Below are 25,830 nucleotides of genomic sequence, written 5' to 3' on the forward strand. Positions count from 1 at the left end.
ATTCAAAATCAATCGCGGCGCAAATGCACTTAGGCCCTGTCCGTCAAGCGATGTGAGTGAGCGCGAATATGGAGATTTTTTTGTTCCACCACAATGTGAGGCGCGAATTTTGTTCAAGCCGGGTTACAACAGGACCGCGCTACGGCTATTAAACCATGCGTTTTTCGCGTGGGCAGTGTGTCCCTATGCCCTTGAACTGGAGGAAAGATCATGGATCAGCTTGCCATCGCCGACCGGCGCCAACTTCGGCGAAAGCTCGGTTTCTGGCGGCTTGTGTCCATCGCTCTCGTGCTCTGCGCGGGCGTTGCGGCCTATATCTATTTCGGTGCGGGCCGGATGGGCGGCCTTAGCCAGCCGCATATCGCCCGCGTCAACATTTCCGGCATCATCCAGGATGACCGTGAATTGCTGGAGCGGCTGAATACCATTGCCGAGACCGATGCGGTCAAGGCGCTGGTCGTCACCATTTCCTCGCCGGGCGGGACCACCTATGGCGGCGAAGTGCTGTTCAAGGCGATCCGCAAGGTCGCGGCCAAGAAGCCGGTTGTTTCCGACGTGCGCACCCTGGCTGCCTCTGCCGGCTACATGATCGCACTTGCCGGCGATCACATCGTGGCCGGGGATAGCTCGATTACCGGCTCCATCGGCGTGATCTTCCAGTATCCGCAGTTCAAAAACCTGATGGACAAGATCGGCGTCTCGCTGGAGGAGATCAAATCCGCACCGCTGAAAGCCGAGCCGTCGCCGTTCCATCCGCCAAGCGACGATGCCAAGGCGGTGATCCAGGCGATGATCGATGACAGCTTCAACTGGTTTGTCGATCTCGTCGCCGACCGGCGGAAATTGCCACGCGAGGAGGCACTCAAGCTTGCTGACGGGCGCATCTTTACCGGCCGCCAGGCGCTGAAGCTCAATCTTATTGATGAGCTGGGGGGCGATGACGAGATCCGCGCCTTCCTCGATAGCCGCAAGGTTGGCAAGGGACTGGACGTTATCGAGTGGAAGGCACCGAGTTCGTCCTTGCCGTTCGGGCTTGGATCGGCCGCTGCTGCCGTGGCCAAATCCTTGGGATATGACGCTTTTCCGTCTTTGGGAGCCCTCGAAAAGTTGGGCCGCGAGAAGTTGTTTCTTGACGGTCTGGTTTCCGTTTGGCAGGTTGGCGGCGACTGAAAAGACACGATGACCTTTTGCATGCCGATTTTGGAGGCTTGAAAACGGCATGCTACCCCGCACAAGAGGTGGACAAGGCCGTTCGAGGGGCTTAACGCTTTAAGATCACATGCAAATTCACAACAGGGGGCGACAGTGATCAAGTCAGAACTGGTGCAGATTGTTGCGGCGCGCAACCCGCATCTCTATCACCGTGACGTCGAAAATATCGTCAATGCGGTTCTCGATGAGATTACAGATGCCCTGGCGGGCGGAAACCGGGTCGAATTACGCGGTTTCGGCGCGTTTTCGGTGAAAAACCGGCCTTCGCGGTCCGGCCGCAATCCGCGCACTGGCGACAGTGTGTTCGTCGAGGAAAAGTGGGTTCCCTTCTTCAAGACCGGCAAGGAATTGCGCGAGCGCCTTAATCCTGGCGCCGATGACGAAGATGATGAATAAGCCGTGGTGATCCGCCCGGTAACAGATAGCGCCGGGCAGGCGGCATGACGGAGACGCGGAATGGTGATGAAGAAGCTGTTGAATATCGTGGTGCTGGTTCCGGTCGCGATCGTCTTGATCGTGCTCTCGGTCGCCAATCGGCAGACGGTGACGCTGGCGCTCAATCCGTTCAATCCCGCCGATAGCGTCCTGTCGGCCTCGGCCCCCTTCTTCGTCTTTCTGTTTCTCGCGGTGATCTTCGGCATGATCGTCGGCTCGCTGACGACATGGTTCACACAGGGAAAATACCGCAAGCGGGCCCGCAACGAGGCGCATGAAGCGGTCAAATGGCACGCGGAAGCCGAAAAGCACCGCACCCGCGCCGAAACCATCGCCTCGCAGACGCTGCTTCCCGCCTCGTCCAAATAATTGTCTGGAATGCGATCGCCGTTCAGGCTTGCCGCATCGCCTTTGCGCGTGCCGCGTCACTGAAATCCGAAAAGAACTTGGCCGCATGCTTGCTGGCGCTCGAGCCGACAAGGCGCGATCCAAGGTGCGCGAGCTTGCCGCCGATCTCGGCCGTGGCGTCATAGGCAAGGATCGTTTCTTCGCCGTCGGCCGTGAGCGTTACATCGGCGCGGCCTTTGGCAAGTCCGGCGATGCCGCCGGCACTTTCGCCGCTCAGTGTGTAACTGTGCGGCGCATCGACATTCGACAGCGTCATATTGCCCGAAAATGTCATCGGGATCGGCCCGATCCTGACCTTGAGCGTCGCGGTGAAGTCTGTCGCCGATAGGCGGTCGATTGCCGTGCAGCCGGGGATGCACCCCTTGAGGACATCCGGGTCGTTGAGCGCCGCCCAGACGAGGTCGAGGGGAGCCGCGATGCGTTCTTCGCCCTTCATTTCCATTGGTATTCTCTCCTTACCGTCACTGCGCGATTGTATCTCAGATAGGAAACAGCTTTGCCAACAGAAAGAGCAGTGCTATTTGCAGCCTTTGAACCCCAGCAGCTGACGGACGAAACGGCGTGAAAGATAAAGATAGACGGCCAAAGGGCAAAGCCGCACCGGCAACGTCGTCGCGCGGCGTGCAGGGCCGTGCCGTACAGGCGCCGGTCAGCCGGCCGCCGTACTCCAAGCCCCAGCCTTCGCGAAGCGGCGATGGCCGGTCTACAGCCAAGGCTGCGGCGGAAAAGATGCCGCCGAAGCCGGCTGCATCCGAGCCCGCACCGCGCGCCGAGGTGCGTATCCGCACCGGCGACAAGCCGCACGAGCGCATCCCGATCATTCTGGAGACCAAGGGCGCGCGCGATTATCACCTGATCGACAGTGGTGATGGCCTGAAGCTCGAACAATACGGCCCTTACCGGATCGTCCGCCCCGAAGCGCAGGCGCTCTGGCCGAAAACGCTGCCCTCACATGTCTGGGAGAACGCTGACTCGATCTTCACCGGCGATACCGATGAAGACGGTATGGGGCGCTGGCGCTTTCCGCGTCAGGCGCTCGGCGAAACCTGGCCGATGCAGATCCTTGATGCCGAATTCTATGGCCGCTTCACCGCATTTCGCCATGTTGGCGTGTTTCCGGAACAGCTGGCCCACTGGAGCTGGATGAAGGAGCAGATCGAGACGGCGGGCCGGCCACTGAAGGTGCTCAATCTGTTCGGCTATACCGGTGTTGCCTCGCTGATTGCTGCAAAGGCAGGCGCGGAAGTTACTCATGTCGATGCTTCCAAGAAGGCGATCGGCTGGGCGCGCGAAAATCAGGCGCTCGGACGCGCCGACCATCTGCCGATCCGCTGGATCTGCGAAGACGCGATGAAGTTCATCCAGCGCGAGGAGCGTCGCGGCAGCCGCTACGATATCGTTCTCACCGATCCGCCGAAATTCGGCCGTGGCCCCAATGGCGAGGTCTGGCAGCTTTTCGATCATCTTGCGCTGATGCTGGACATCTGCCGCGAGATCCTGTCACCGGATGCCAAGGGGTTGGTTTTGACCGCCTATTCGATCCGCGCAAGCTTCTATTCCATCCACGAGCTGATGCGCGAGACGATGCGCGGGCGCGGCGGTGCGGTGGAATCGGGCGAACTGATTCTGCGCGAAGGCGGTCTTGACGGCAATGAGCCGGGCCGTGCACTCTCCACCTCTCTCTTTTCCCGTTGGGTGCCGAAATGAACGACTACAATCAGGGCCCCCGGCGCGTCGGCCAGGTAAAGGAAGTCACCAGCCTTGCCAACCCGATCATCAAGGATATCAAGGCGCTCGCCAACAAGAAGGAGCGCGACGAAACCCGTTCCTTCATCGCCGAAGGCCTGAAGCTGGTCATCGATGCTCTGGATCTCGGCTGGACCATCAAGACGCTGGTCTATGCCAAGGCGGCCAAGGGCAAGACGCAGGTCGAGCAGGTGGCGCTGAAAACGGTCGCCACTGGCGGTCTCGTGCTCGAAGTCAGCGAGAAGGTGCTCTCCGCGATCACCCGCCGTGATAATCCGCAGATGGTCGTCGGCGTCTTCGAGCAGCGTTACGCCAATCTGCGCGACATGAAGCCGGTTGTCGGCGAAACATATGTTGCGCTTGATCGCGTCCGTGATCCCGGCAATCTCGGTACCATCATCCGCACGGCCGATGCCGCAGGCGCCTCCGGCGTCATTCTGGTCGGTGAGACCACCGACCCGTTTTCGCTGGAAACGGTACGGGCGACCATGGGCTCGGTCTTTGCCATGCCGCTGATGCGGGCCACCGTTGCCGAGTTCGTCAAGTGGCAGAAGGCCGCCGGCGTTCAGCTTGCCGCCACCCATCTGGCCGGTGCCGTCGATTACCGCACCATCGATTATCGCAAGAAGCCTGTCGTTCTGCTGATGGGCAATGAACAGGCCGGGTTGCCGGAAGAACTTGCCAGGGAAGCGACAGCACTTGCCCGTATTCCCCAGCAGGGCCGGGCCGATTCCCTTAATTTGGCCATCGCCACCGGTATCATGCTGTTTGAGGCACGCCGCCATCTGCTGACGCTGGACGATAGAACCTGATGCAAAAGACTGCTCTTTTTTCGCGCCCCATTCCCATCGCCATCCTCATCGTTGTTGCCGTCCTGCTCGATCAGGCGATCAAGGCTGCCGTCGAGCTCTGGCTGCCCTATGGCGAGAGCGTCGCTGTGCTGCCGTTCCTGGCTCTACACCGTGTCTACAATTACGGTGTCGCCTTCTCGCTCTTTTCGGGTGTCGAGCGCTGGGCGATCATCGGCCTGAGAATTGTCGTCGTGGCCTTCGTTATCTGGCTTTGGCGCAAGACGCCGCCGGATCGGTTTCTGACGCATCTCGGCTACGCGCTGATTATTGCCGGCGCCATCGGCAATGTGATCGATGGCCTGATCTTTGGCTATGTCATCGACTATGTGCTGTTTCACCTGCCGACATGGTCCTTCGCCGTCTTCAATCTGGCCGACAGCTTCATCACGATCGGTGCCGGAGCGATCATTCTTGACGAACTGCTGCATATGAAAAAGCAGGATCGCTAAAATCTTAAAGACCGGCTGAAGTCAATCAAAACGCTTGCCATGCTAGGCCAAGCGTCATGAGCGACCTGTCAAATCTGAGAAAACGGATTGCAACCGAATTCAGCGCCCCGCAACGGACGTTGAACAACCGCCGTGCATCCGAGACGCCTCTGGCCGACGATCCGCATTCGCTGGAGCCGGAAGACGGTTACACGGCGGCCAAGGAGCGCTACCCGGCGCTGAAACCGGCCTTGGCTGGGACTGGTCTTCTGGGCTCCGCCGCCATTCTCGGCACCGGCATCGATGCCGGGTTCTATCTGCTGTCGGCTGGTCTGGCCGTGGCGGGCGTCACGGGCGCTGCCCTGCTGCTCAAGGACTGGTATGGCTCCAGCGTCCGGCCCGCCGCCGCCAAGGGACGTGTCCGGGACGAAAAAGCCAGCGACAGCCGTTGGGAGCGCAGCGAGACATCGCAGCTTCTCTCCACCATCCACGATGCACTCGGCGATATCGCCGTCATTCGCGAGCCCGGCGGCAAGATCGTCCAGGCCAATTCGGTATTTTGCCGGCTGACCGGTTGGCTGAAGCCGGAAGGCCGGACCTGCGAAGCGCTCGGCATCGAATTCGAACCCGCCTCGGCTCCCAATCGCTACCGCGTTCGCATCGCGACCGATGCAGGCCCCAAAATATTCGACTGGCATGATGTCATCGCCCGTGAACCGGCGAGCGGTGCCTTCATGCTGCACAGCATCGCCCGCGATGTCACCGAGGAAAGCCGGATCGCCCGCGAAAGCGAGGAAGCGCGCCGCCGCGCCGAACAGGCGAGCCAGGCGAAGTCGCGGTTGCTGGCGACCGTTAGCCACGAAATCCGCACACCGCTGTCGGGTATCCTCGGCATGAGCCATCTGATCAGCCAGACGCGGCTGACGAGCGAGCAGAAAAACTATCTCGCAGGCATGCGTCAGTCAGGCCATGCGCTGGTGCAACTGGTCGATGACCTGCTGGATTTCTCCTCGATAGAGGCCGGCCGGTTCCAGTTGCGCCCGGCGCCGGAACCGTTGCGCGAAACCATCGAGAGCGTCGTCGAGATGTTGTCACACCGCGCTCATGAAAAGGGCATTGAGATCGGCGCCACCATTGCTGCCAATGTGCCGGGCCTGATGAATTTCGATGCGGCCCGCCTGCGCCAGGTTCTGTTCAACGTCATTGGCAATGCGGTCAAATTCACCCATACCGGCGGCGTACTTGTCAGCGCCGCGCTGGAACGCGACACGATTGTCATCAGCATCGATGACAGCGGTCCTGGGATGAACGCCAAGGAACAGGCGCGGATCTTCGACGAGTTCGAGCAAGCTGGCACCAGTGCCCAGCGCGCCGGGGGCGCCGGGCTCGGTCTCGCCATCTCGCGGCGGATCATGGAAGAGTATGGCGGCTCCCTGACACTTTCCAGTATTCCCGGCACCGGCAGCACGTTTGAAATCCGCTTTCCTGCCCTTGGATGCGATCTTGCAAACGCTTCGCTGGCCAGAAAAGACGTGCTCGGGATGTCGCGTGTTCTGGTCATGGCGCCGGCCGGTCCGGCATCTACAGCGTTGTCTGCAACGATCCGCACGCTCGGAGGCTTCTGCGAACGCGCCGAAACGATGGAGGATGCACAGGCCGCCGCTGTGCGGGCGCTGTCGACCGGGATGCCATTGACCGACATCATCGTCGATCATCGCCATGCCGCACAGTTCCGCCGGCTTTTGGCGCAGATGCCCGGCCTTGAACAGCAGAAGCTGCGCAAGACCTATCTGATCAATCCGGAAGAGCGCAACGGCCGCCAGATCAATCAGATGGACGGTTATCATGCCTGGCTGATCAGGCCGCTGCGGGAAAAGTCTCTGGTCGAGGTGCTGCGCGGCCGCATGAAAGGAATGGAAGTGCGCGACGCAATCAACGACAACCGCCCGGTGCTGCGCGAGGTCCCCGCCCTGCGTGACAGGCCGGCCGAAGGCGGCATGCTTCTGGCCGAAGATGATCCGATCAATGCCCTGATGGTGCGCTCCGTTCTGGAGCGGGCGGGCCACACCGTTCGCGTCGTCGATGATTTTGCAGCGCTTGCCGTCACCCTGTTCGATGGACCGCCGGCTCTTCGTGTCGCGCCGGAACTCATTATCAGCGATCTGAATATGCCGGGCGGCGATGGGCTGTCGATGCTGGAGCGCCTGCGCCAGCATGAGCGCCAATCTGGCAGCAGATCTGTCCCGGTCATCATCCTGACGTCCGATACGCAACTGGAGACGCGCCGGAAACTCATGGCTGCCGGAGCAAGCGCCGTGTTGTCGAAACCCGCCGATCCGAAAGCGCTGACCGCCGAGATCAATCGCCTGCTTGCTCCGTGATTTCAGCTGTTTTCCTGGAGCCCCGATGTCACTATCCTGTCGCAGAAACATGGTTTAAGCCGGATAGGATTGAAGCGACTAGGATGACGTACGATGACAATCGAAACTCTGGATATGGTTGTGGTGGCTGAGCAGCCGCAGGCCCGTGTCCGGGGCGTCAATGCCCCGGCGCATGACATACTCGGCCGCATCGGTAACCTCGAGACGCGCCTTGCCCGCAACGCATCCGAAATCGATGCCGCGCAGGCAGTTCGATACAAGGTCTTCGTCGAGGAGATGAAGGCACAGATCCCGCAGGACGCCGATCGCCGCAAGCGTGACGCCGATGCCTGGGATCTGGTCTGCGATCACCTTCTGGTGCTCGACACGTCGATCGAGGGTGATCCGGAAGACCAGATCGTCGGAACCTATCGCCTGCTGCGCCAGGACGTCGCGGCCCGCACGGGTGGCTTCTATTCGGCGTCGGAATTTTCGGTCGGATCGCTTCTGGAGCGCCACCCGGACAAGAAATTCATGGAACTCGGACGTTCCTGCGTCCTGCCGGAATACCGCACCAAGCGCACCGTCGAACTTCTGTGGCAGGGCAACTGGGCCTATGCGTTGAAATACGGCGTCGATGCCATGTTCGGCTGCGGTTCGTTCCCGGGCGTCATTCCCGAAGAGCACGCATTGGCGCTGTCCTTCCTGCACCACAACATGGTCGTGCGCGGCGAGTGGGACGTGTCTGCCCGCCCCGAACTGTTCCGCACCATGGACCTGATGCCGGTTGAGGCGATCAACATGCGCAAGGCGCTTGCCGCTTTGCCGCCGCTGATCAAGGGATACATGCGTCTGGGCGCCATGGTCGGCAACGGTGCCGTGGTCGATCACGCTTTCCGCACCACCGACGTGCTGATCGTTTTGCCGATCACCAATATTTCCGGCCGCTACCTGAATTATTACGGCGCCGACGCCGGCCGGTTCGCAAGCTGAATGCTTGCGGATCAAAGGTTACATTAAGTTAACTTGACATGATTTAGTTAAAGTTAATACACGTTGCATGTTGATGGAGGACTTTTGATAAGTGTTCCCATGTTGCGTATCGAGTATTGAACTTGGGTATTTTTGATCAAGTCTGATATTACGAGAAAAGGAACCCGCCTCGGTACCAACCAGGCGGGTTCTTTGCGTTTCAGCTATTGGCGTTATGTGCTGCAAGGGCTGCCATGTTGACGATGTCGGAGTCCTTGGCGGACATCGAGACGATCTGGACCGATTTGTCGAGGCCGACGAGCAGCGGGCCGATCACAGTTGCTCCGCCGAGTTCCTGCAGCATCTTTGTCGAGATCGATGCCGAGTGGAACGCCGGCATGACCAGAACATTGGCCGGGCCTGAGAGGCGGCAGAACGGATACTGTTCCATTACCTTCGGGTTCAGCGCCACATCGGCCGCCATCTCGCCATCATACTCGAAATCGACACGGCGCTTGTCGAGCAGCTTGACCGCTTCGCGCACCCGCTCGGACCGTTCGCCGGAGGGATGGCCGAAGGTCGAATAGGCCAGCATGGCGACGCGCGGCACATAGCCGAGGCGGCGCGCAAGGCCTGCGGCCTCTTCGGCGATATCGGCCAGTTCATCGGCAGCCGGCATGTCATGGACTGCGGTATCGGCAACCAGAACCGTGCGGCCACGGCAGAGTGCCAAAGACACGCCAATCACCCGGTGGCCGGGCTTCGGATCGATGCAGCGGCGGACGTCCTCGAGTGCTGTGGAATAGTTGCGGGTGATGCCCGTCACCATGCCGTCGGCATCGCCCAGCGCCACCATGCAGGCGGCGAAGTGATTGCGGTCGTTGTTGATCAGCCGCTGCGCGTCGCGAAACAGATAACCCTGCCGCTGCAGGCGGGCATAGAGATAATCGGTATAGGCAGCGGTGCGCTTGGAAATGCGGGCATTGACGAGCTGGATGCCGGGGCGGTCGAGATCGATGCCTTCGCGCTCTGCCGTCTGGCGCATCCGGTCCTCGCGGCCAAGCAGCATGGCGGTGCCAAGTTCCTGATTGGCGTAGGCAAGCGCCGACCGCATCATCTGCACCTCTTCGCCTTCGGCAAAGACGATGCGCTTGGGCTGGCGGCGAACGCGCTCATAGATGCGCTGCAGCGTCGAGGCGATCGGATCGCGGCGGGCCGACAGCTGCCGGCCATAGGCGGCAAGATCGGGAATCTGCTTGCGGGCAACGCCGCTTTCCATCGCAGCCTTGGCGACGGCAACCGGAATGGACGAGATCAGGCGTGGATCGAAAGGCACCGGAATGATGTATTGCGGGCCAAAACGGGGCCGGTTGCCCTGATAGGCGGCGGCAACGTCATCCGGCACGTCTTCCTTGGCAAGGCTTGCCAGCGCCTGTGCCGCTGCAATCTTCATCTCTTCGTTGATGGTCGAGGCATGAACGTCGAGCGCACCGCGGAACATATAGGGAAAACACAGCACATTGTTGACTTGGTTTGGATAGTCGGATCGGCCGGTGGCCATGATCGCGTCGTCGCGAATGGCAGACACCTCCTCAGGTGTAATTTCCGGATCGGGATTGGCCATCGCAAAGATGATCGGCTTTTCCGCCATGGAGCGGATCATCGCCTCCGAGAAAGCACCCTTTTGCGATAGGCCGAGCACCACGTCCGCGCCATCCATTGCGTCCTCAAGCGTGCGCCGGTCGGTCTTGGCCGCATGCGCGGACTTCCACTGGTTCATGCCTTCGGTGCGGCCCTGATAGATCACACCCTTCGTGTCGCACATGATGATGTTTTCGGGCGCAAAACCCATCGACTTGATGAGTTCGACGCAGGCAATCGCGGCCGCGCCTGCGCCATTGCAGACCAGTCGCGTCGTCTTGAGGTCGCGGCCTGTCAGTTGCAATGCGTTGATCAGGCCTGCGGTTGCGATGATCGCCGTGCCGTGCTGGTCGTCATGGAAGACAGGGATATCCATGATTTCGCGCAGTTTCTGCTCGATGATGAAGCATTCCGGCGCCTTGATGTCCTCCAGATTGATACCTCCGAAGGAGGGGCCGAGGAATCGCACACAATTGATGAATTCGTCGGCATCTTCGGTATCGACTTCGAGATCGATCGAATCGACATCCGCGAAGCGCTTGAAGAGCACGGATTTGCCCTCCATCACCGGCTTCGAGGCCAGTGCCCCGAGATTGCCGAGGCCAAGGATAGCGGTGCCGTTGGAAATGACGGCCACCATGTTGCCGCGCGTCGTATAGTCATAGGCCTTGGAAGGGTCAGCGGCGATTGCCTTGACCGGTACGGCCACACCCGGCGAATAGGCAAGCGACAGGTCGCGCTGCGTCGCCATCGGCTTGGTTGGCGAGATCTCCAGTTTTCCGGGCCGGCCCTGCGAGTGGAAATCGAGGGCTTCCTGGTCCGTGACGCTGTTTGCGCTGCGACTGGTCTTGTCATTCTCGGCCATGGGTCCTCCAACCTTTTGTGGGCGACGGCTCTCCACAGCCGCTTTGTTGTTGTCTTCTATAAACGCGCATGGATAGTGTGGCACCACTTTTTTAGGACCAGCATGACTTTTGTGACCGCGCCAATCACCCGCCCTCCCGAGGTTCTGACCGCCGCCCAACTGGCGACGGAGGAAAGCCGCGCCACGGCTACGCCGATGATGGAACAGTTCATCGAGATCAAGTCGAACAATCCGGATTCGATCCTGTTTTACCGGATGGGCGATTTCTACGAACTGTTTTTCCAGGATGCCGTCGAAGCATCGCGGGCGCTCGGCATCACGCTGACGCGGCGCGGCCAGCATCTTGGCCAGGATATCCCAATGTGCGGCGTGCCGGTCCATGCGGCCGATGATTACCTGCAAAAGCTGATCAGCCTTGGTTTCCGTGTTGCCGTCTGCGAACAGGTCGAAGACCCGGCAGAAGCCAAGAAGCGCGGCGGAAAATCGGTCGTCAAACGCGATGTCGTGCGCCTGGTTACGCCGGGCACAATCACCGAAGACAAATTGCTGTCGCCATCCGAATCCAATTATCTGATGGCGCTTGCCCGCATTCGCGGCACGGAGCCGGCCATCGCGCTCGCCTGGATCGATATTTCCACCGGCGTCTTCCGGCTGGCCGAAACCACCGAGACGCGGCTGCTCGCCGATATCCTGCGCATCGAGCCGCGCGAGCTGATTCTGGCCGATACGGTCTTTCATGATCCGGAGATGCGTCCGGTCATCGATATTCTCGGCCGCGTCGCTGTTCCGCAGCCGGCCGTGCTGTTCGACAGCGCCACGGCGGAAAACCGCGTTACCCGCTATTATGGCGTCAAGACGCTCGATGGTTTCGGTAGTTTCTCACGCGCCGAACTTGCGGCAGCGTCTGCCGCGATCTCCTATGTCGAAAAGACCCAGCTCGCCGAACGCCCGCCCCTGGGCGCGCCGGAGCGCGAAAGTGCCGCCTCGACACTGTTCATCGATCCTGCCACCCGCACCAACCTCGAACTGGTGAAAACCCAGTCTGGCGATCGCAACGGCACGCTGTTGAAGGCGCTGGATCGCACCGTTACCGGTGGCGGTGCTCGGTTGCTTGCCGAACGGCTGATGTCGCCGCTGACCGATCCCGAGCGGATCAACGCCCGGCTCGATTCCATCTCGGCCCTAGCCGACCAGCCGTCGTTCTGCGGCGACCTGCGGTCCGCGCTGAAACACGTGCCGGACATGCCGCGCGCTTTGTCGCGCCTTTCACTCGGCCGTGGCGGGCCGCGTGATCTCGGCAGCATCCTTGCCGGCTGCCAGTCTGCTGTTGAGGTTGCCGGCCTGCTCGGCCGCGGTGATCTTTCGCAAGAGTTGGGTGCCGCGCTTCAAGCGGTCAGCGCGCTGCCGCAGGATATGGTCCAGCAGCTGGTAACCATTCTTGGCGACGAGCTGCCGTTGCTGAAACGCGACGGTGGTTTTCTGCGCGATGGCGCCAGTGCCGAACTTGACGAGATGCGGGCACTGCGTGACCAGTCCCGCCGGGTGATCGCCGGGCTGCAGCTCGACTATGCCGAGGAAACCGGCATCAAGTCGCTGAAGATCAAGTACAACAACGTGCTCGGGTATTTCATCGAGGTGACACAGGGCAATGCCGGGCCGATGACCGACACCCCGGAGGCGAAGTCTCGGTACATCCATCGCCAGACCATGGCCAATGCCATGCGCTTCACCACGACCGAACTCTCCGATCTTGAAACCAAGATCGCCAATGCCGCCGACCGGGCGCTGACCATTGAACTCGAAGCGTTCGACAGGCTATCGGCCATGGTGGTGGCGGAGGCCGAAGCGATCAAGGCGGCAGCACTTGCGTTGGCCGTAGTGGACGTCTCGGTAGGTCTCGCCACGCTTGCAGAAGAGCAGGCCTATTGCCGTCCGCTGGTCGATACCTCGAAAATGTTTGCCATCGACGGTGGCCGTCATCCGGTCGTCGAGCAGGCGCTGCGCCGCCAATCGGGTGCTGCCTTCGTTGCCAATACCTGCGATCTGTCGCCGCATGACGGCGAGGGGGATGGCGCGATCTGGCTTTTGACCGGTCCCAACATGGGCGGTAAATCGACCTTCCTGCGCCAGAATGCCCTGATCGCCATCATGGCGCAGATGGGCTCTTTCGTGCCAGCGGCATCCGCCCATATCGGCATCGTCGACCGGCTGTTTTCGCGGGTTGGCGCATCCGACGATCTCGCCCGCGGCCGCTCCACCTTCATGGTCGAAATGGTCGAAACGGCCGCGATCCTCAATCAGGCCACCGACCGTTCGCTGGTTATCCTCGACGAAATCGGCCGTGGCACCGCCACCTTCGACGGCCTCTCGATCGCCTGGGCGTCTGTCGAGCATCTGCATGAGGGCAATCGCTGCCGCGGATTGTTCGCTACGCATTTCCATGAACTGACGGTCCTGTCCGAAAAGCTCGAGCGCCTGTCGAATGCCACCATGCGCGTCAAGGAATGGGACGGCGACGTCATCTTCCTGCACGAAGTCGGCCCCGGCGCTGCCGACCGGTCCTACGGCATCCAGGTCGCCCGACTTGCCGGTCTGCCTGCTTCCGTCGTTGCGCGAGCGAAAGACGTGCTGGCGAAACTTGAGGACGCCGACCGTAAGAATCCGTCCAGCCAGCTGATCGACGACCTGCCGCTGTTCCAGGTGGCCATCCGCCGCGAGGAGCGGGTCAAGGCCGGCCCGTCGAAGGTCGAAGAGGCTTTGAAAAGCCTCAATCCCGATGACATGACGCCAAGAGAGGCCATGGACGCGCTTTACGCTCTGAAGAAACAGCTCGGTAATTCGTGATCGCTAAAGTCTTGTCCATTCCCGGCCAAAAAGGCTATAGCGCATGCACTGGAGCCGGATGATTTCAGGTCGAATCGACCTGAAATCTGAATCCGCTCCAGAATCAAAAGTAGAGCATGATGTCGTCCGAAAACCGCTTGTATTTTTCGGCATCATGCTCTGGCAGCGGCTCGCAGAGCCTGCCGGACAGGAAGACGGTCGGCCTTTGATGACCATACATGAGACGTCATTTCCCGATATCCTGGATGTTGCGGCACTCAGGGCCAAGTGCAGTTTCATCGCCTCGGCGCATGCGGAACACCGCGACATGATGCGCCAGGCGCTGCTCGCCGCCTTCAAGCAGGCCAATCTGGCCGGCCGCGAAAAGGCACGTGAACTGTTGCTCAAGGACGGCAGCGGGCTGAAATGCGCCGAGCGGATTTCCTGGCTGCAGGACCAGTTGATCACCGTCCTGCATGATTTCGTTCTCAACGAGGTTTTCAACGCCGCCAACGCTCAGCCGTGGACCCGCATTGCTGTTACCGCCGTCGGCGGTTATGGTCGCGGTACGCTGGCGCCCGGTTCAGATATTGATCTGCTCTTCCTGCTGCCGGTCAAGAAGGCCGTCTGGGCCGAGCCTGCCATCGAGTTCATGCTCTATATCCTGTGGGATCTGGGCTTCAAGGTCGGCCATGCGACGCGCACGATCGACGAGTGTATCCGGCTGTCGCGCGGCGACATGACCATCCGCACGGCGATCCTCGAAACCCGCTACATCTGCGGCTCAAAGGAGCTGACAGAGGAGCTGGAAACCCGCTTCGACAGCGAGATCGTCAAGAATACCGGCCCCGATTTCATTGCTGCCAAGCTTGCCGAGCGCGACGAGCGCCACCGCAAGGCCGGCGATACGCGCTATCTGGTCGAGCCGAACGTCAAGGAAGGCAAGGGCGGCCTGCGCGACATCCACACGCTGTTCTGGATCGCCAAATATTTCTACCGGGTGAAGGATTCGGCCGATCTGATCAAGCTCGGCGTCCTGTCGCGCCAAGAATATCAGCTCTTCCAGAAAGCCGATGATTTCCTCTGGGCGGTGCGCTGCCATATGCACTTCCTGACCGGCAAGGCGGAAGAGCGGTTGTCCTTCGATATCCAGCGCGAGATCGCCGAAAGCCTCGGCTATCACGACCACCCCGGCATGACCGCCGTCGAACGCTTCATGAAGCACTATTTCCTGGTCGCCAAGAGTGTCGGCGATCTCACCCGCATCTTCTGCGCAGCTCTTGAAGACCAGCAGGCCAAGCAGCTTCCCGGGTTTACCGCTGCTCTCAGCCGCTTCACCCACCGCGTCCGCAAGATCGCCGGCACTTTGGAGTTCGTCGATGATGGTGGCCGGATTGCGCTGGCAAGCCCGGATATTTTCAAGCGCGACCCGATCAATCTGATCCGCATCTTCCATGTCGCCGATATCAACGGTTTGGAGTTCCATCCCGCCGCGCTGAAGCAGGTGACCCGGTCGCTCGGCCTGATCACCCCTGCGGTGCGCGACAACGAGGAGGCCAACCGCCTGTTCATGTCGATGCTGACCTCGCGCCGCGATCCGGAACTGATCCTGCGCCGGATGAACGAGGCCGGTGTGCTCGGCCGGTTCATCCCTGAATTCGGCAAGATCGTATCGCTGATGCAGTTCAATATGTATCACCACTATACCGTCGATGAGCATCTGCTGCGCGCCGTCGATGTGCTGTCACGGATCGATCAGGGACGTGACGAGGAACTGCATCCACTCGCCGTCAAGCTGATGCCGGGCGTCGAGGATCGCACCGCGCTGTTCGTCGCCGTTCTTCTGCATGACGTCGCCAAGGGCCGCCCGGAAGATCACTCGACCGCCGGTGCCAAGGTTGCCCGAAAGCTCTGCCCGCGCTTCGGCATGACCCCCAAGCAGACGGAAACGGTGGCGTGGCTGATTGAGGAACACCTGACCATGTCGATGGTGGCGCAGACGCGCGACCTCAACGACCGCAAAACGATCATCGATTTTACCGAAAAGGTGCAATCGCTTGATCGCCTGAAGATGCTGTTGATCCTGACCATCGCAGATATCCGCGCCGTCGGTCCCGGCGTCTGGAACGGCTGGAAGGGTCAGCTGCTGCGCACGCTGTACTACGAGACCGAACTGCTGTTATCCGGCGGCTTTTCCGATCTGCCGCGCAAGGAGCGCGCGGCACATGCGGCGGACGTGCTGTTTGAGGCTTTGTCCGACTGGAGCCAGAAGGATCGCAAGACCTATACCAAGCTGCACTACCAGCCGTATCTGCTCTCCGTGCCGCTCGAAGACCAGTTGCGTCACGCCCGTTTCATCCGCGAGGCCGACAAGACCGGCCGTGCCTTGGCGACGATGGTTCGCACGCACCAGTTCCATGCCATCACCGAGATCACCATCCTGTCGCCGGACCATCCGCGTCTGCTTGCTGTCATCGCGGGCGCCTGTGCCGCCGCCGGTGCCAATATCGTTGACGCGCAAATTTTCACCACATCGGACGGCCGGGCGCTGGATACGATCCTGATCACCCGTGAGTTTCCGGTCGATGACGACGAGATGCGCCGGGCGGCGAATATCGGCAAGATGATCGAGGACGTGCTGTCGGGCAAGAAGCGTCTGCCGGAAGTGATTGCCAGCCGCACGAAGCACCGCAAGCGCAACAAGGCGTTCACGGTGCCGCCGGCCGTCACTATCAGCAACAGCCTGTCGAACAAGTTCACCGTCATCGAGGTCGAGTGCCTCGATCGCACCGGCCTGTTGTCGGAAGTCACCGCCGTGCTCTCCGACCTGTCGCTCGATATCGCCTCGGCGCATATCACCACCTTCGGCGAGAAGGTCATCGACACCTTCTATGTCACCGACCTCGTCGGCCAGAAGATCACCAATGAAGCCCGGCAGAGCAATATCATTGCGCGGCTGAAGGCTGTGATGTCGGATGAGGCGGACGAGATGCGCGACCGCATGCCCTCCGGCATGATCGCGCCGCAACACACGCGCTCCGTCACCGGTGCAAAAAAAGCCAAGGCAGAATCATGAGCCTCGTCAAGAAATTCATGACCGTTGGTGGCGCCACGCTCGGCAGCCGCATCTTCGGTTTCGCCCGTGAAATGCTGATGGCGGCAGCACTTGGTACCGGCCCGATGGCCGACGTGTTTTATGCGGCATTCCGGTTCCCCAATCTGTTCCGCCGCCTCTTTGCCGAAGGTGCTTTCAACGCCGCCTTCGTGCCGCTGTTTTCCAAGGAGATCGAAGCCAACGGCACGGATGGCGCCAAGCGCTTTTCGGAAGAAGTGTTCGGCGTGCTGTTCACCGTGCTGCTGTTGATCACCATCGCGATGGAACTGTCGATGCCGCTTCTGGTGCGCTTCGTCATCGCGCCTGGATTTGCCGATGATGCCGAGAAATCGGCCCTCACCGTGCGCATGGCAATGGTGATGTTCCCCTACCTCATGTGCATGTCGCTGACCGCCATGATGAGCGGCATGCTGAATTCGCTGCACCACTTCTTTGCCGCCGCCGTCGCTCCGATTTTCCTCAATGTCGTGATGATCGGCGCGCTGTTTTATGCGCTCTACACTGGAGCCGATCCGCTCATGACCGCCTGGTATCTGTCCTGGGGTGTCATGGTGGCTGGCGTGCTGCAGCTTGGCGTCGTCTATCTCGGCGTCCTTCATGCCGGCATGAGTATCGGCCTCAAGTTTCCCCGCTTGACGCCGAACGTCAAACGCCTGCTGATCCTGGCGGTGCCGGCAGCGATCACCGGTGGCATTACCCAGATCAACCAGCTGATTGGCCAGGCGATCGCCTCGGCCCAGGATGGCGCCATCGCCGCCCTGCAATATGCCGACCGGATCTATCAGCTTCCGCTTGGTGTGGTCGGTGTCGCTGTTGGCGTCGTGCTGCTGCCGGAATTGTCGCGGGCGCTGAAGGGCGGCCATCTGCGCGAGGCCGGAAACCTGCAGAACCGCTCGATCGAGTTTGTGCTGTTCCTGACCGTTCCGGCTGCTGTCGCCCTTTGGATCCTTTCTGATGAGATCATTCGGGTGCTGTTTGAACGCGGGGCTTTCCATGCCGGCAATACCGCTGTCGTCGGCTCGATCCTTGCCATCTACGGTATCGGCCTGCCGGCTTTCGTTTTGATCAAGGCGCTGCAGCCGGGTTTCTATGCCCGCGAGGACACCAAGACACCGATGCGATTCTCGGCCGTTGCCGTTGCTGCCAATTGCGCTGTGGCAATCACGCTGTTTCCCCGTCTCGGTGCGCCGGGTATCGCGGTTGCTGAAGCCACAGCCGGGTGGATCAGCACGGTTCTGCTCTTCGTCACGCTGCTGCGGCGCGGTCATCTGACATGGGAATGGGCGCTGTTGCGCCGCACCGTCCTGCTGATCGTTGCCGCGTCGGTCATGGGCGGTGTACTCTATTATCTGCGCAGCGTCTTTGCCGTCTCGCTGGCGTCAGGGTCGCCATTCTGGACGAAACTGGGCGCGCTGGGGATTCTGATCGGCGTCTCGATGGTCGTCTATTTCGCCGTCGCTTTCCTGATCGGCGGAGCAGACCTGTCGATGATCCGGCGCAACATCAAGCGCAAGGGTGCAGCCCCGCCGCCAACCGACACCTGACGGCACAAACGTCAGGCCCGCTTTCCCGAGCGGCGCTTGGCGCTGAGGAAATGCCCTATCGACTTGCCACAATACGCCCACTGGCGCCGCGCGCCGGTATCGACGTGAACGATCCCGTTGCAGTAGCGGCCGATGCCGCCAATGCCCGGTGCCGTTCTTGCTGCCGCAAGGATCTTGCTTTCGGAAACGCCGGGCACGCGGATATCGGCCGCCTGGCAAAACCGGTGCATTGAACCGGAACGATGCGACTGCGGCCGGTGGCCAGAAGTCACCAGCGGCCGGCGTCCGGTTTTCGCAGCAATATGTATCAGAATGCCCTCGAGGCGTGGTGAAAAACAGCCTGTTCTGACCGATACCGTCTGGACGGCATAAGCCGTTGTTCTTGTGTGGACGGGCAGTTTTACTTTGCGCGAGCTGCGATCCTTGGCTTCGGCAATGGCAAAACTGGAAACGGCGAACACGCACGCGAGAGCGAGCAAAAGTAGGTTACGCATGACAATCCTTTGGCATGTACCCCTTCAGCATCCGGTGTCGGATCGGGGCGCATGCAAATGTCGGTTCGGCGCGCCCTTATGCGCGCGGTGCAGCGGAATGAACTCTGCTGAGAACCTCGGTGTAGTGTTGGATTGGCAAATTCATCCGAAATGAAGCAATTTTATGGAATTTTCTTCTTGTAGCTCTAAATAGCTATGCCGCACTACCGCCTTCTTCGTTAATTCAAGCGAAACATTAGAGCAAAAAATTCCAATTTAGATCTTTGGATTCAAGATCTTGGCAGCCCCGCCAACTGTCCTTCGGCGGAATTTGCCGCAAGCGCAGAGCGCACGCCTCTTGATCGCCGGGACGCCTATGTGCATAAGCCCCCAACAGCAACAGAGGCCGGGCCCTCCACAAGCCCGAATGAGGACACGATGTCAGACTTCAAACCGCTCGTCTTTTCCGGCGTCCAGCCCACCGGCAATCTCCACCTCGGCAATTACCTCGGTGCGATCCGCAAGTTCGTGGCGCTGCAGGAAAACAACGACTGCATCTATTGCGTCGTCGATCTTCACTCGCTCACTGCCCAGCTCGTACACGAGGATTTGCGCAACCAGATCCGCTCGATCGCCGCCGCCTTCATCGCCGCCGGCATCGATCCGAAGAAGCACATCGTCTTCAACCAGTCCGCCGTGCCGCAGCATGCCGAGCTTGCGTGGATCTTCAACTGCGTCGCCCGCATCGGCTGGATGGAACGCATGACCCAGTTCAAGGACAAGTCCGGCGGCAAGAATGCCGAGCAGGTCTCGCTCGGACTGCTCGCCTATCCGAGCCTGATGGCCGCCGACATCCTCGTCTACCGCGCCACCCACGTGCCGGTTGGCGACGACCAGAAGCAGCATCTGGAGCTTGCCCGCGATATCGCCCAGAAATTCAACATTGACTTCAGCGACCATATCCGCCGGACCGATTACGGTGTTGACATCAAGGTCGGCGATGAGCCGGTGCATGCCTATTTCCCGATGGTCGAGCCGCTGATCGGCGGTCCGGCGCCGCGCGTCATGTCGCTGCGTGATGGCACCAAGAAGATGTCGAAGTCGGATGCCTCCGACCTGTCGCGCATCAACCTGATGGACGACGCCGAGACGATCTCCAAGAAGATCCGCAAGGCAAAGACTGATCCAGATGCCTTGCCAAGCGAAATCGATGGCCTGAAGGGCCGCCCGGAAGCCGATAATCTCGTCGGTATTTATGCCGCCCTATCCGACAAGACCAAGGCTGAGGTGCTCGAAGAATTCGGCGGACAGCAGTTCTCGGTCTTCAAGCCGGCGCTGGTGGATCTGGCGGTCACCGTTCTTGCGCCGATTTCCGGTGAAATGCGCCGTCTGATGGACGACACCACCCATATCGACGGCATCCTGCGTGATGGCGGCGAGCGGGCCAGGGCACGGGCCGAAGTGACGATGAAACAGGTCCGGGACATCGTCGGCTTTCTGCAATAATTCGCCGCAAAAGAAACCTTGCAGCCAAAAATATCGGGTGTAAGAGTCGCCTCATGGTTTCAACACGACTCTCAAGACTGGAAGGTCACCGCCGCAAATTCATGGCGGTGATCGACGATACGCCGGAATGCGGCCGCGCCGTCCACTATGCCGGCATGCGCGCCAAAAACTCCAATGGCGGTCTCGTTCTGCTCTATGTCATTGCCGATGCCGACTTCCAGCAATGGCTGGGCGTCGAGGGCATCATGCGGGCGGAAGCCCGCGCCGAGGCCGAAGCTACGCTTGCCAAGATCGCTCAGACGGTGCGGGAAACGATCGGCATCGAGCCGGAAATGGTCATCCGCGAGGGTGGCGCAACGGATCAGATCTACAGCCTGATCGAGGAAGATCGCGATATCGCCATCCTCGTCCTGGCCGCCGGTTCGGCCAAGGATGGACCAGGCCCGCTGGTCTCTTCGATCGCCGGCAAGACCGCAGCATTCCCGATCCCGGTGACAGTCATACCCGATTTGCTGACCGACGAGGAAATCGACGCGCTGAGCTGATCCCCGATCAATTCAAGCTGTTGACTGCATAATAATCACAATTCCAGCGGCAACAATTAGCGTCTCGCAATCGCAGGTATTTTCCTGTAATAATCACTAATTCTAATTCACATATTTATATACATATGCCTTTTTGACGCATCCCAGCTCTGACACATGACAGCATGAACATTCTCGGCGCGATGCTGCCCGCGGGCGCGCATTGTCTTGCAATCATGCCCGTAAAATCGCGGTGATGATCGTGGTTTGGGCCTTTAGCGATGGAGGAATGACAGCCATGGTCTCTTTTGTTTTCCCCTATTCTCAAAGCGGTACCGGTACCCGCGCGATCCTTGCGGCCGGCGACAACGTTTTTGTCACCTTCGGGGTGACCGTTGCATCGACGGACAGTTATGGCTTTTATGGAACTGGTAGCGGCAACAGCCTCAATATCCAGGGCACTGTATCTGCTAACGCTTACGCGATTGCTCTGTTCAGCAGTACCACCGCAGCCACCAATCATCGCATCGAAATCGGTGAGGGTGGTTATCTTAACAGTTTTGCTACGGCGATTGCTCTCAACGGCTCGGACGGCAGGATCATCAACAAGGGGACGATCTGGGCCGACGACACCGGTATCATCATCACCGCGAGCAATACCGCAACGTATACCCTGACGAAGGTCGTCAACAGCGGCGACATTTCTTCCGGGGGCACCGGCATTCGAAATTCGGGAACCAACGGCCTTTCCCTGCTGAACTCGGGCACGATCACTGCGGGCGACTATTCTTGGGCCGTCTATTCGGATCAAGCCAGCAACGATAACATCGTCAATACCGGAACTTTAAGCGGCGGCGTCTATCTGGGTGGAGGAGACTACGACCTCTACGACGGAAGCAAAGGGCATCTTATCGTTGGGAACGTGTCTGGCGGCGATGGCACGGATTACATCATCGGCGGCGGAGACACCGAATACTTCACGGGTGATGCGGGGAACGACACCCTCCATGGGGGTGGCGGCGCTGACTCGTTATCAGGCGGGAACGACTCGGACTATGTTTATGGCGACAGTGGCAACGATAGCGTCTACGGCAACGCAGGAAATGACTATCTCTATGGTGGAACCGGCTTGGACGATATTATTGGCGGCACAGGTGATGACTACTTGGCTGTTGATAACGTTGGGGACCGCGTATTCGAATATGTCGGCGAAGGCACGGACTATGTCTATTCGTCGGTCAGCTACATGCTGGAAGGCGGTCAGGAGATTGAATTCCTGAACTATTCCGCTGCGACGTCTGCGGCTTATCTGAAAGGCGTCAAGCTGACCGGCAACGCATTCGGTCAATCCATCAATGGCGGTGGCGGCAATGATGTCCTCATTGGCGGTGGCGGCGCCGATACTTTGACGGGCTATGGTGGCAATGACACCTACGTGACGGATGGCGGCGATGCGATCGTCGAGGCGGTGGGTGGTGGAACGGATACCATTCAGTCTTCTGCCTCCATAACGCTGTCGGCGAATGTCGAGCGTCTGCTTTTGACCGGCTCCGCTAACCTGAACGGTGCCGGTAACGCGCTGGCAAACGTGATAACCGGAAATACGGGCAATAATTCTCTCTCGGGTCTCTCAGGCGCCGATACATTGTCGGGCGGCGCGGGCGCCGACAAGCTGAGTGGTGGGCTGGGCGCCGATAGCCTGACCGGTGGCAGCGGCAACGACACGTTCCTCTTCAATGCGGCGCTGGCAGGCGGCAATATCGATACGATCACCGATTTTCGCGCGGTGGACGATACGATACAGCTCGAGAATGCAATCTTCACCGCTTTCGGGGCGGCCGGCCAGATGGCGGCCTCCGCCTTCGCGAGCAACACGACCGGCCTGGCGGGGGATGCCAGCGATCGTATCATCTACGAGACCGACACGGGCAAATTGTTTTACGACGCCGATGGAACCGGCTCGGCCGGCCGGACACAATTTGCCTTGCTCAAAACCGGCCTCGTTCTAACCAGCGCCGATTTCATCATTGTGTGAGCGGTTCGGATGGCGCAATAATAGGCCATGGTCGCCGTTTCATGCCTCTTGAAGCAGGTCATCAAACGGCATATATCATCTGGAATAATTCTAAAGAGCCGTCTGCTGTGGCAGGCGGCATGGAGACGACATGTTCATCCAGACCGAAGCCACGCCGAACCCCGCGACGCTGAAATTCCTGCCGGGCAAGGTTGTGATGGAAAATGGTACGGCGGAATTCCGCGACGAGGAAGAGGCCGCAGCCGGTTCGGCTCTGGCCGCGCGCCTGTTCATGATCCCCGGCGTCACAGGCGTCTATTTCGGCTATGATTTCATCACGGTCACCAAGGAAGCGCAGGAATGGCAGCACCTGAAGCCTGCGATCCTCGGCTCGATCATGGAGCACTTCATGTCCGGTCAGCCGGTCATGGCGGTCCATACGCGCGCTGAAGAAAGCGACCAGGACGGCGAGTTCTTCGACGAAGGCGACGAGACCATCGTTGCCACCATCAAGGAACTGCTTGAAACCCGCGTTCGTCCGGCCGTGGCCCAGGATGGCGGCGATATTACCTTCAAGGGTTTTCGCGATGGCACCGTTTTCCTCAACATGAAAGGCGCCTGCGCCGGCTGCCCGTCTTCGACGGCAACGTTGAAGCACGGCGTGCAGAACCTGCTGCACCATTTCATCCCTGAAGTGCAGTCGGTCGAAGCCGTCTGAGCGAGCGTTCGTCCGTGCCGCGACTATCCATCAAAGTTGAAAAAACATGATCGTCCTGGCCATTGATACGGCTGGGACGGGTTGTTTTGCTGCGGTCTATGACAGCGGTACCGACACGGTTCTGGCCTCTGTCGGCGCCGATATCGGCCGTGGCCATGCCGAGCAGCTGATGGGCTTCATCGACGAGGCATTGGCGGCTGGTGGCAAAGTACTTGCGGATGTCGATCGCATCGCCGTCACCGTCGGCCCCGGTTCCTTCACCGGCATCCGTGTCGGCGTCGCGGCAGCCCGTGGTTTTGCGCTGGCGTTGAGTGTGCCCGCCGTTGGCGTCACCACACTTGCCGCCGTTGCCGAAGCTGCTCGGGAGGCAAACCCCGGACGTGCCATATTGGCAACGATCGATGCCAAGCGCGACGAGCTTTACTGCCAGAGTTTTGAAGCCGACGGCACGCCGCGCAGCGAAGCCTTGATGCTGGACATTGCGGAAGCGCAGAAACTGTTTGCCGATTTCGATGGCCTCATCTGCGGCACCGCAACCAAGCATCTGACGGACCAGCCGCCGGAAAACACCGCGCAAACGGATCTCACGGATATCCGTCTTGTTGCCCGCCTTGGTGCTGCAGCCGATCCTTCTTTGGGCAAGCCGAGCCCACTTTATCTCCGAGGCCCGGACGTCAAGTCTCAGGCCGGTTTTGCGGTGGCGCGAGCATAAGATGTCGCTGACCGACTTTTTTGTTCGCAAACCGGAATTCGAAATCTTCGCCCTGGAAACGGCCGACTTGCCGCACGCCGCCGCCATCCACAAATCGCGTTTCACCCATGCCTGGAGCGATGGCGAACTGCATTCCCTGCTGATTCAGGATGCCGTTTTTGGTTTCATCGCCCGTCAGAACAACGCCTATACGCGACCGTTCATTACGCAACCGCTTGTCGGCGGTTTCGTCCTGTCGCGGGTTGCTGCCGGAGAGGCGGAAATCCTGACGATCGGTATCGATCCACGGTTCTCGCGGCTCGGTCTTGGCTGGCGGTTGATGCGGGCGGCATTGCGCGAGGCGCGCGATCAGGCGGCCGAAGCCGTTTTCCTCGAAGTTGACGAGACCAATATCGCCGCCATCGGTCTCTACCGGAAACTCGGCTTTGCCAAGGTTGGCGAGAGACGTGCATATTATCAAGGTGTTAACGGCGCTAAAACTGGCGCCCTTGTCATGCGCCTCGATCTTGGCTAGCCGTACCCGCTTGAACTGACTGATGTAAAGCGGACTTGGAAGAGAAACGCGCTTGCGCCGCAATCCCGACAGACCATGCAGAGATCACGATAGACGCGGCTCATCGCGGCTGACGGCGATGCCAAACGTCGTGCTGGGAAACAGCGCGTGATCAATTGGCTGCGCGTTGCGCTCTGCATGACGGTTCTGATTATCGCGACGCTGGTCATGGCGCCGGTGCAGATCCTGTTGCTCTGGCTGGATAGACCGCAGCGCCGGACGCTGCCCCGCCTCTGGCACAGGATGGCCTGCCGTCTCGTTGGTATCCGGGTGCGCGTCCATGGTACGCCGGACCGGCAGCGGCCGTTGCTGCTGGTGTCGAACCACGCCAGCTGGAAGGATATCCTTGTTCTCGGTTCGATCGCCGACGTGGTGTTCGTCGCCAAGTCCGACGTCAAGGCCTGGCCAGTCTTCGGTCTGCTGGCGCGGCTGCAGGCAACGATCTTCATCGAGCGCGATCAGAAGCGCACCACCGGCAATCAGGTCAACGAGATCGGCAAGCGTCTCGCCGATGGCGAGATCGTCGTGCTGTTTCCCGAAGGCACGACATCGGATGGCAACCGGCTGCTGGAGATCAAGACCTCGCTGTTTGGTGCCGCCGCCGCCGCCGTGCCGCTGTCGCCGACTGGCGCCGTCCATGTTCAGTCTGTCGCCATCGCCTATACCGGCATTCACGGCATGCCGATGGGCCGCTATCACCGCCCGGTCGCCGCCTGGCCGGGCGATATTCCGCTTGGCCCTCATCTGCTTGGCATCCTGCATGAGGGCGCCGTCGATGTCGATGTCATCTATGGTGAGCAGATCACCTACACGGCAGAGAGCAATCGCAAGGTCGTCAGCCGTCAGGTGGAAAAGAGCATCCGCGAAATGCTGGCCCTCAAGCTGCGCGGCCGCTGAGGCTGTTGGCGCTAGGGAAGGGGCTTCAATTTT

The 25,830-nt window shown here is 60.2% G+C and carries 20 protein-coding genes and 1 pseudogene; 18 read left to right on the forward strand and 3 right to left on the reverse strand.

Translation table 11 applies throughout. From position 1 onward, the window contains the following. Positions 1–210: 210 nt before the first annotated feature. The 3 genes and pseudogenes from sppA to ACQY8Q_RS14330 all read left to right on the forward strand — a co-directional run bounded on the left by sppA (position 211) and on the right by ACQY8Q_RS14330 (position 2,016). Positions 211–1,170, forward strand: a complete 960-nt coding sequence (gene sppA / locus ACQY8Q_RS14320) for a signal peptide peptidase SppA (protein ID WP_428427184.1) — start codon at positions 211–213, stop codon at positions 1,168–1,170. A 114-nt stretch (positions 1,171–1,284) separates the two neighbouring features. Beyond that, positions 1,285–1,608: pseudogene (locus ACQY8Q_RS14325) on the forward strand (integration host factor subunit beta); the annotation flags it as partial. Between the two features lie 63 nt (positions 1,609–1,671). Next, on the forward strand, positions 1,672–2,016 hold the full coding sequence (locus ACQY8Q_RS14330) for a DUF1049 domain-containing protein (RefSeq protein WP_428429787.1): 345 nt from the start codon (positions 1,672–1,674) through the stop codon (positions 2,014–2,016). Positions 2,017–2,038: 22 nt separating this feature from the next. Here ACQY8Q_RS14330 and ACQY8Q_RS14335 read toward each other — a convergent pair whose 3' ends face one another. Beyond that, a complete protein-coding gene (locus ACQY8Q_RS14335) occupies positions 2,039–2,497 on the reverse strand; it encodes a CoxG family protein (protein ID WP_428427185.1) in 459 nt (152 codons plus the stop codon). A gap of 287 nt (positions 2,498–2,784) precedes the next feature. On the opposite strand from ACQY8Q_RS14335, the gene ACQY8Q_RS14340 reads away from it, so the two are divergent. The 5 genes from ACQY8Q_RS14340 (at position 2,785) to ACQY8Q_RS14360 (ending at position 8,433) form a co-directional block, all read left to right on the forward strand. Beyond that, positions 2,785–3,762, forward strand: a complete 978-nt coding sequence (locus ACQY8Q_RS14340) for a class I SAM-dependent methyltransferase (RefSeq protein ID WP_428429788.1) — start codon at positions 2,785–2,787, stop codon at positions 3,760–3,762. Then, a complete protein-coding gene (locus tag ACQY8Q_RS14345) occupies positions 3,759–4,613 on the forward strand; it encodes a TrmH family RNA methyltransferase (protein WP_428427186.1) in 855 nt (284 codons plus the stop codon). Before ACQY8Q_RS14340 ends, ACQY8Q_RS14345 begins: the two co-directional genes overlap by 4 nt. Next, positions 4,613–5,101 (forward strand): signal peptidase II, encoded by a 489-nt coding sequence (gene lspA, locus ACQY8Q_RS14350; RefSeq protein ID WP_428427187.1) that lies wholly within the window; start codon positions 4,613–4,615, stop codon positions 5,099–5,101. Before ACQY8Q_RS14345 ends, lspA begins: the two co-directional genes overlap by 1 nt. 56 nt (positions 5,102–5,157) lie before the next feature. Next, positions 5,158–7,461, forward strand: a complete 2,304-nt coding sequence (locus ACQY8Q_RS14355) for an ATP-binding protein (RefSeq protein WP_428427188.1) — start codon at positions 5,158–5,160, stop codon at positions 7,459–7,461. Between the two features lie 93 nt (positions 7,462–7,554). Next, on the forward strand, positions 7,555–8,433 hold the full coding sequence (locus ACQY8Q_RS14360; protein WP_428427189.1) for a GNAT family N-acetyltransferase: 879 nt from the start codon (positions 7,555–7,557) through the stop codon (positions 8,431–8,433). A gap of 199 nt (positions 8,434–8,632) precedes the next feature. Here the strand turns inward: ACQY8Q_RS14360 and ACQY8Q_RS14365 are convergent, their stop codons facing one another. Beyond that, on the reverse strand, positions 8,633–10,918 hold the full coding sequence (locus tag ACQY8Q_RS14365) for an NADP-dependent malic enzyme (protein WP_428427190.1): 2,286 nt from the start codon (positions 10,916–10,918) through the stop codon (positions 8,633–8,635). 102 nt (positions 10,919–11,020) lie between these two features. On the opposite strand from ACQY8Q_RS14365, the gene mutS reads away from it, so the two are divergent. The 3 genes from mutS (at position 11,021) to murJ (ending at position 18,400) form a co-directional block, all read left to right on the forward strand. Beyond that, positions 11,021–13,762 carry a DNA mismatch repair protein MutS gene (gene mutS / locus ACQY8Q_RS14370; RefSeq protein WP_428427191.1) on the forward strand — a complete coding sequence of 914 codons (2,742 nt, stop codon included), beginning with the start codon at positions 11,021–11,023 and terminating at the stop codon, positions 13,760–13,762. Positions 13,763–13,970: 208 nt separating this feature from the next. Next, positions 13,971–16,817 carry a [protein-PII] uridylyltransferase gene (locus ACQY8Q_RS14375; protein WP_428427192.1) on the forward strand — a complete coding sequence of 949 codons (2,847 nt, stop codon included), beginning with the start codon at positions 13,971–13,973 and terminating at the stop codon, positions 16,815–16,817. After that, positions 16,814–18,400, forward strand: coding sequence for a murein biosynthesis integral membrane protein MurJ (gene murJ, locus ACQY8Q_RS14380; RefSeq protein ID WP_428427193.1), 1,587 nt, complete (start codon positions 16,814–16,816; stop codon positions 18,398–18,400). Before ACQY8Q_RS14375 ends, murJ begins: the two co-directional genes overlap by 4 nt. Before the next feature lie 11 nt (positions 18,401–18,411). Here the strand turns inward: murJ and ACQY8Q_RS14385 are convergent, their stop codons facing one another. After that, positions 18,412–18,894, reverse strand: a complete 483-nt coding sequence (locus ACQY8Q_RS14385) for a YcbK family protein (protein WP_428427194.1) — start codon at positions 18,892–18,894, stop codon at positions 18,412–18,414. 417 nt (positions 18,895–19,311) lie between these two features. On the opposite strand from ACQY8Q_RS14385, the gene trpS reads away from it, so the two are divergent. The 7 genes from trpS to ACQY8Q_RS14420 all read left to right on the forward strand — a co-directional run bounded on the left by trpS (position 19,312) and on the right by ACQY8Q_RS14420 (position 25,797). After that, positions 19,312–20,379 carry a tryptophan--tRNA ligase gene (gene trpS, locus ACQY8Q_RS14390; RefSeq protein ID WP_428427195.1) on the forward strand — a complete coding sequence of 356 codons (1,068 nt, stop codon included), beginning with the start codon at positions 19,312–19,314 and terminating at the stop codon, positions 20,377–20,379. Positions 20,380–20,432: 53 nt separating this feature from the next. Further along, entirely contained in the window at positions 20,433–20,924 is a 492-nt protein-coding gene (locus tag ACQY8Q_RS14395) for a universal stress protein (protein ID WP_037104521.1), read from the forward strand. A 277-nt stretch (positions 20,925–21,201) separates the two neighbouring features. Beyond that, positions 21,202–22,938, forward strand: a complete 1,737-nt coding sequence (locus ACQY8Q_RS14400) for a calcium-binding protein (RefSeq protein WP_428427196.1) — start codon at positions 21,202–21,204, stop codon at positions 22,936–22,938. 130 nt (positions 22,939–23,068) lie between these two features. After that, entirely contained in the window at positions 23,069–23,635 is a 567-nt protein-coding gene (locus ACQY8Q_RS14405) for a NifU family protein (protein WP_428427197.1), read from the forward strand. 46 nt (positions 23,636–23,681) lie between these two features. Beyond that, the gene (tsaB, locus tag ACQY8Q_RS14410; RefSeq protein WP_428427198.1) at positions 23,682–24,347 is read left to right on the forward strand and encodes a tRNA (adenosine(37)-N6)-threonylcarbamoyltransferase complex dimerization subunit type 1 TsaB; all 666 of its coding nucleotides are present in this window, start codon (positions 23,682–23,684) and stop codon (positions 24,345–24,347) included. A 1-nt stretch (position 24,348) separates the two neighbouring features. After that, positions 24,349–24,861: a GNAT family N-acetyltransferase gene (locus ACQY8Q_RS14415; protein WP_428427199.1), complete on the forward strand. Its 513-nt coding sequence runs from the start codon at positions 24,349–24,351 to the stop codon at positions 24,859–24,861. 147 nt (positions 24,862–25,008) lie between these two features. Continuing rightward, positions 25,009–25,797 (forward strand): lysophospholipid acyltransferase family protein, encoded by a 789-nt coding sequence (locus ACQY8Q_RS14420; protein ID WP_428427200.1) that lies wholly within the window; start codon positions 25,009–25,011, stop codon positions 25,795–25,797. The last annotated feature ends 33 nt before the right edge of the window (positions 25,798–25,830 follow it).

It is taken from the genome of Pararhizobium sp. (assembly GCF_965279435.1).
Classification (GTDB): Bacteria; Pseudomonadota; Alphaproteobacteria; order Rhizobiales; family Rhizobiaceae; genus Pararhizobium.

What these genes read in the sequence shown, in the direction of transcription:
- sppA (WP_428427184.1), top strand. Translation starts at nt 211, where the DNA reads ATGGATCAGCTTGCCATCGCCGACCGGCGCCAACTTCGGCGAAAGCTC.
- ACQY8Q_RS14335 (WP_428427185.1), bottom strand. Translation starts at nt 2,497, where the DNA reads ATGGAAATGAAGGGCGAAGAACGCATCGCGGCTCCCCTCGACCTCGTC.
- ACQY8Q_RS14340 (WP_428429788.1), top strand. Translation starts at nt 2,785, where the DNA reads ATGCCGCCGAAGCCGGCTGCATCCGAGCCCGCACCGCGCGCCGAGGTG.
- ACQY8Q_RS14345 (WP_428427186.1), top strand. Translation starts at nt 3,759, where the DNA reads ATGAACGACTACAATCAGGGCCCCCGGCGCGTCGGCCAGGTAAAGGAA.
- lspA (WP_428427187.1), top strand. Translation starts at nt 4,613, where the DNA reads ATGCAAAAGACTGCTCTTTTTTCGCGCCCCATTCCCATCGCCATCCTC.
- ACQY8Q_RS14355 (WP_428427188.1), top strand. Translation starts at nt 5,158, where the DNA reads ATGAGCGACCTGTCAAATCTGAGAAAACGGATTGCAACCGAATTCAGC.
- ACQY8Q_RS14360 (WP_428427189.1), top strand. Translation starts at nt 7,555, where the DNA reads ATGACAATCGAAACTCTGGATATGGTTGTGGTGGCTGAGCAGCCGCAG.
- ACQY8Q_RS14365 (WP_428427190.1), bottom strand. Translation starts at nt 10,918, where the DNA reads ATGGCCGAGAATGACAAGACCAGTCGCAGCGCAAACAGCGTCACGGAC.
- mutS (WP_428427191.1), top strand. Translation starts at nt 11,021, where the DNA reads ATGACTTTTGTGACCGCGCCAATCACCCGCCCTCCCGAGGTTCTGACC.
- ACQY8Q_RS14375 (WP_428427192.1), top strand. Translation starts at nt 13,971, where the DNA reads ATGACCATACATGAGACGTCATTTCCCGATATCCTGGATGTTGCGGCA.
- murJ (WP_428427193.1), top strand. Translation starts at nt 16,814, where the DNA reads ATGAGCCTCGTCAAGAAATTCATGACCGTTGGTGGCGCCACGCTCGGC.
- ACQY8Q_RS14385 (WP_428427194.1), bottom strand. Translation starts at nt 18,894, where the DNA reads ATGCGTAACCTACTTTTGCTCGCTCTCGCGTGCGTGTTCGCCGTTTCC.
- trpS (WP_428427195.1), top strand. Translation starts at nt 19,312, where the DNA reads ATGTCAGACTTCAAACCGCTCGTCTTTTCCGGCGTCCAGCCCACCGGC.
- ACQY8Q_RS14395 (WP_037104521.1), top strand. Translation starts at nt 20,433, where the DNA reads ATGGTTTCAACACGACTCTCAAGACTGGAAGGTCACCGCCGCAAATTC.
- ACQY8Q_RS14400 (WP_428427196.1), top strand. Translation starts at nt 21,202, where the DNA reads ATGGTCTCTTTTGTTTTCCCCTATTCTCAAAGCGGTACCGGTACCCGC.
- ACQY8Q_RS14405 (WP_428427197.1), top strand. Translation starts at nt 23,069, where the DNA reads ATGTTCATCCAGACCGAAGCCACGCCGAACCCCGCGACGCTGAAATTC.
- tsaB (WP_428427198.1), top strand. Translation starts at nt 23,682, where the DNA reads ATGATCGTCCTGGCCATTGATACGGCTGGGACGGGTTGTTTTGCTGCG.
- ACQY8Q_RS14415 (WP_428427199.1), top strand. Translation starts at nt 24,349, where the DNA reads ATGTCGCTGACCGACTTTTTTGTTCGCAAACCGGAATTCGAAATCTTC.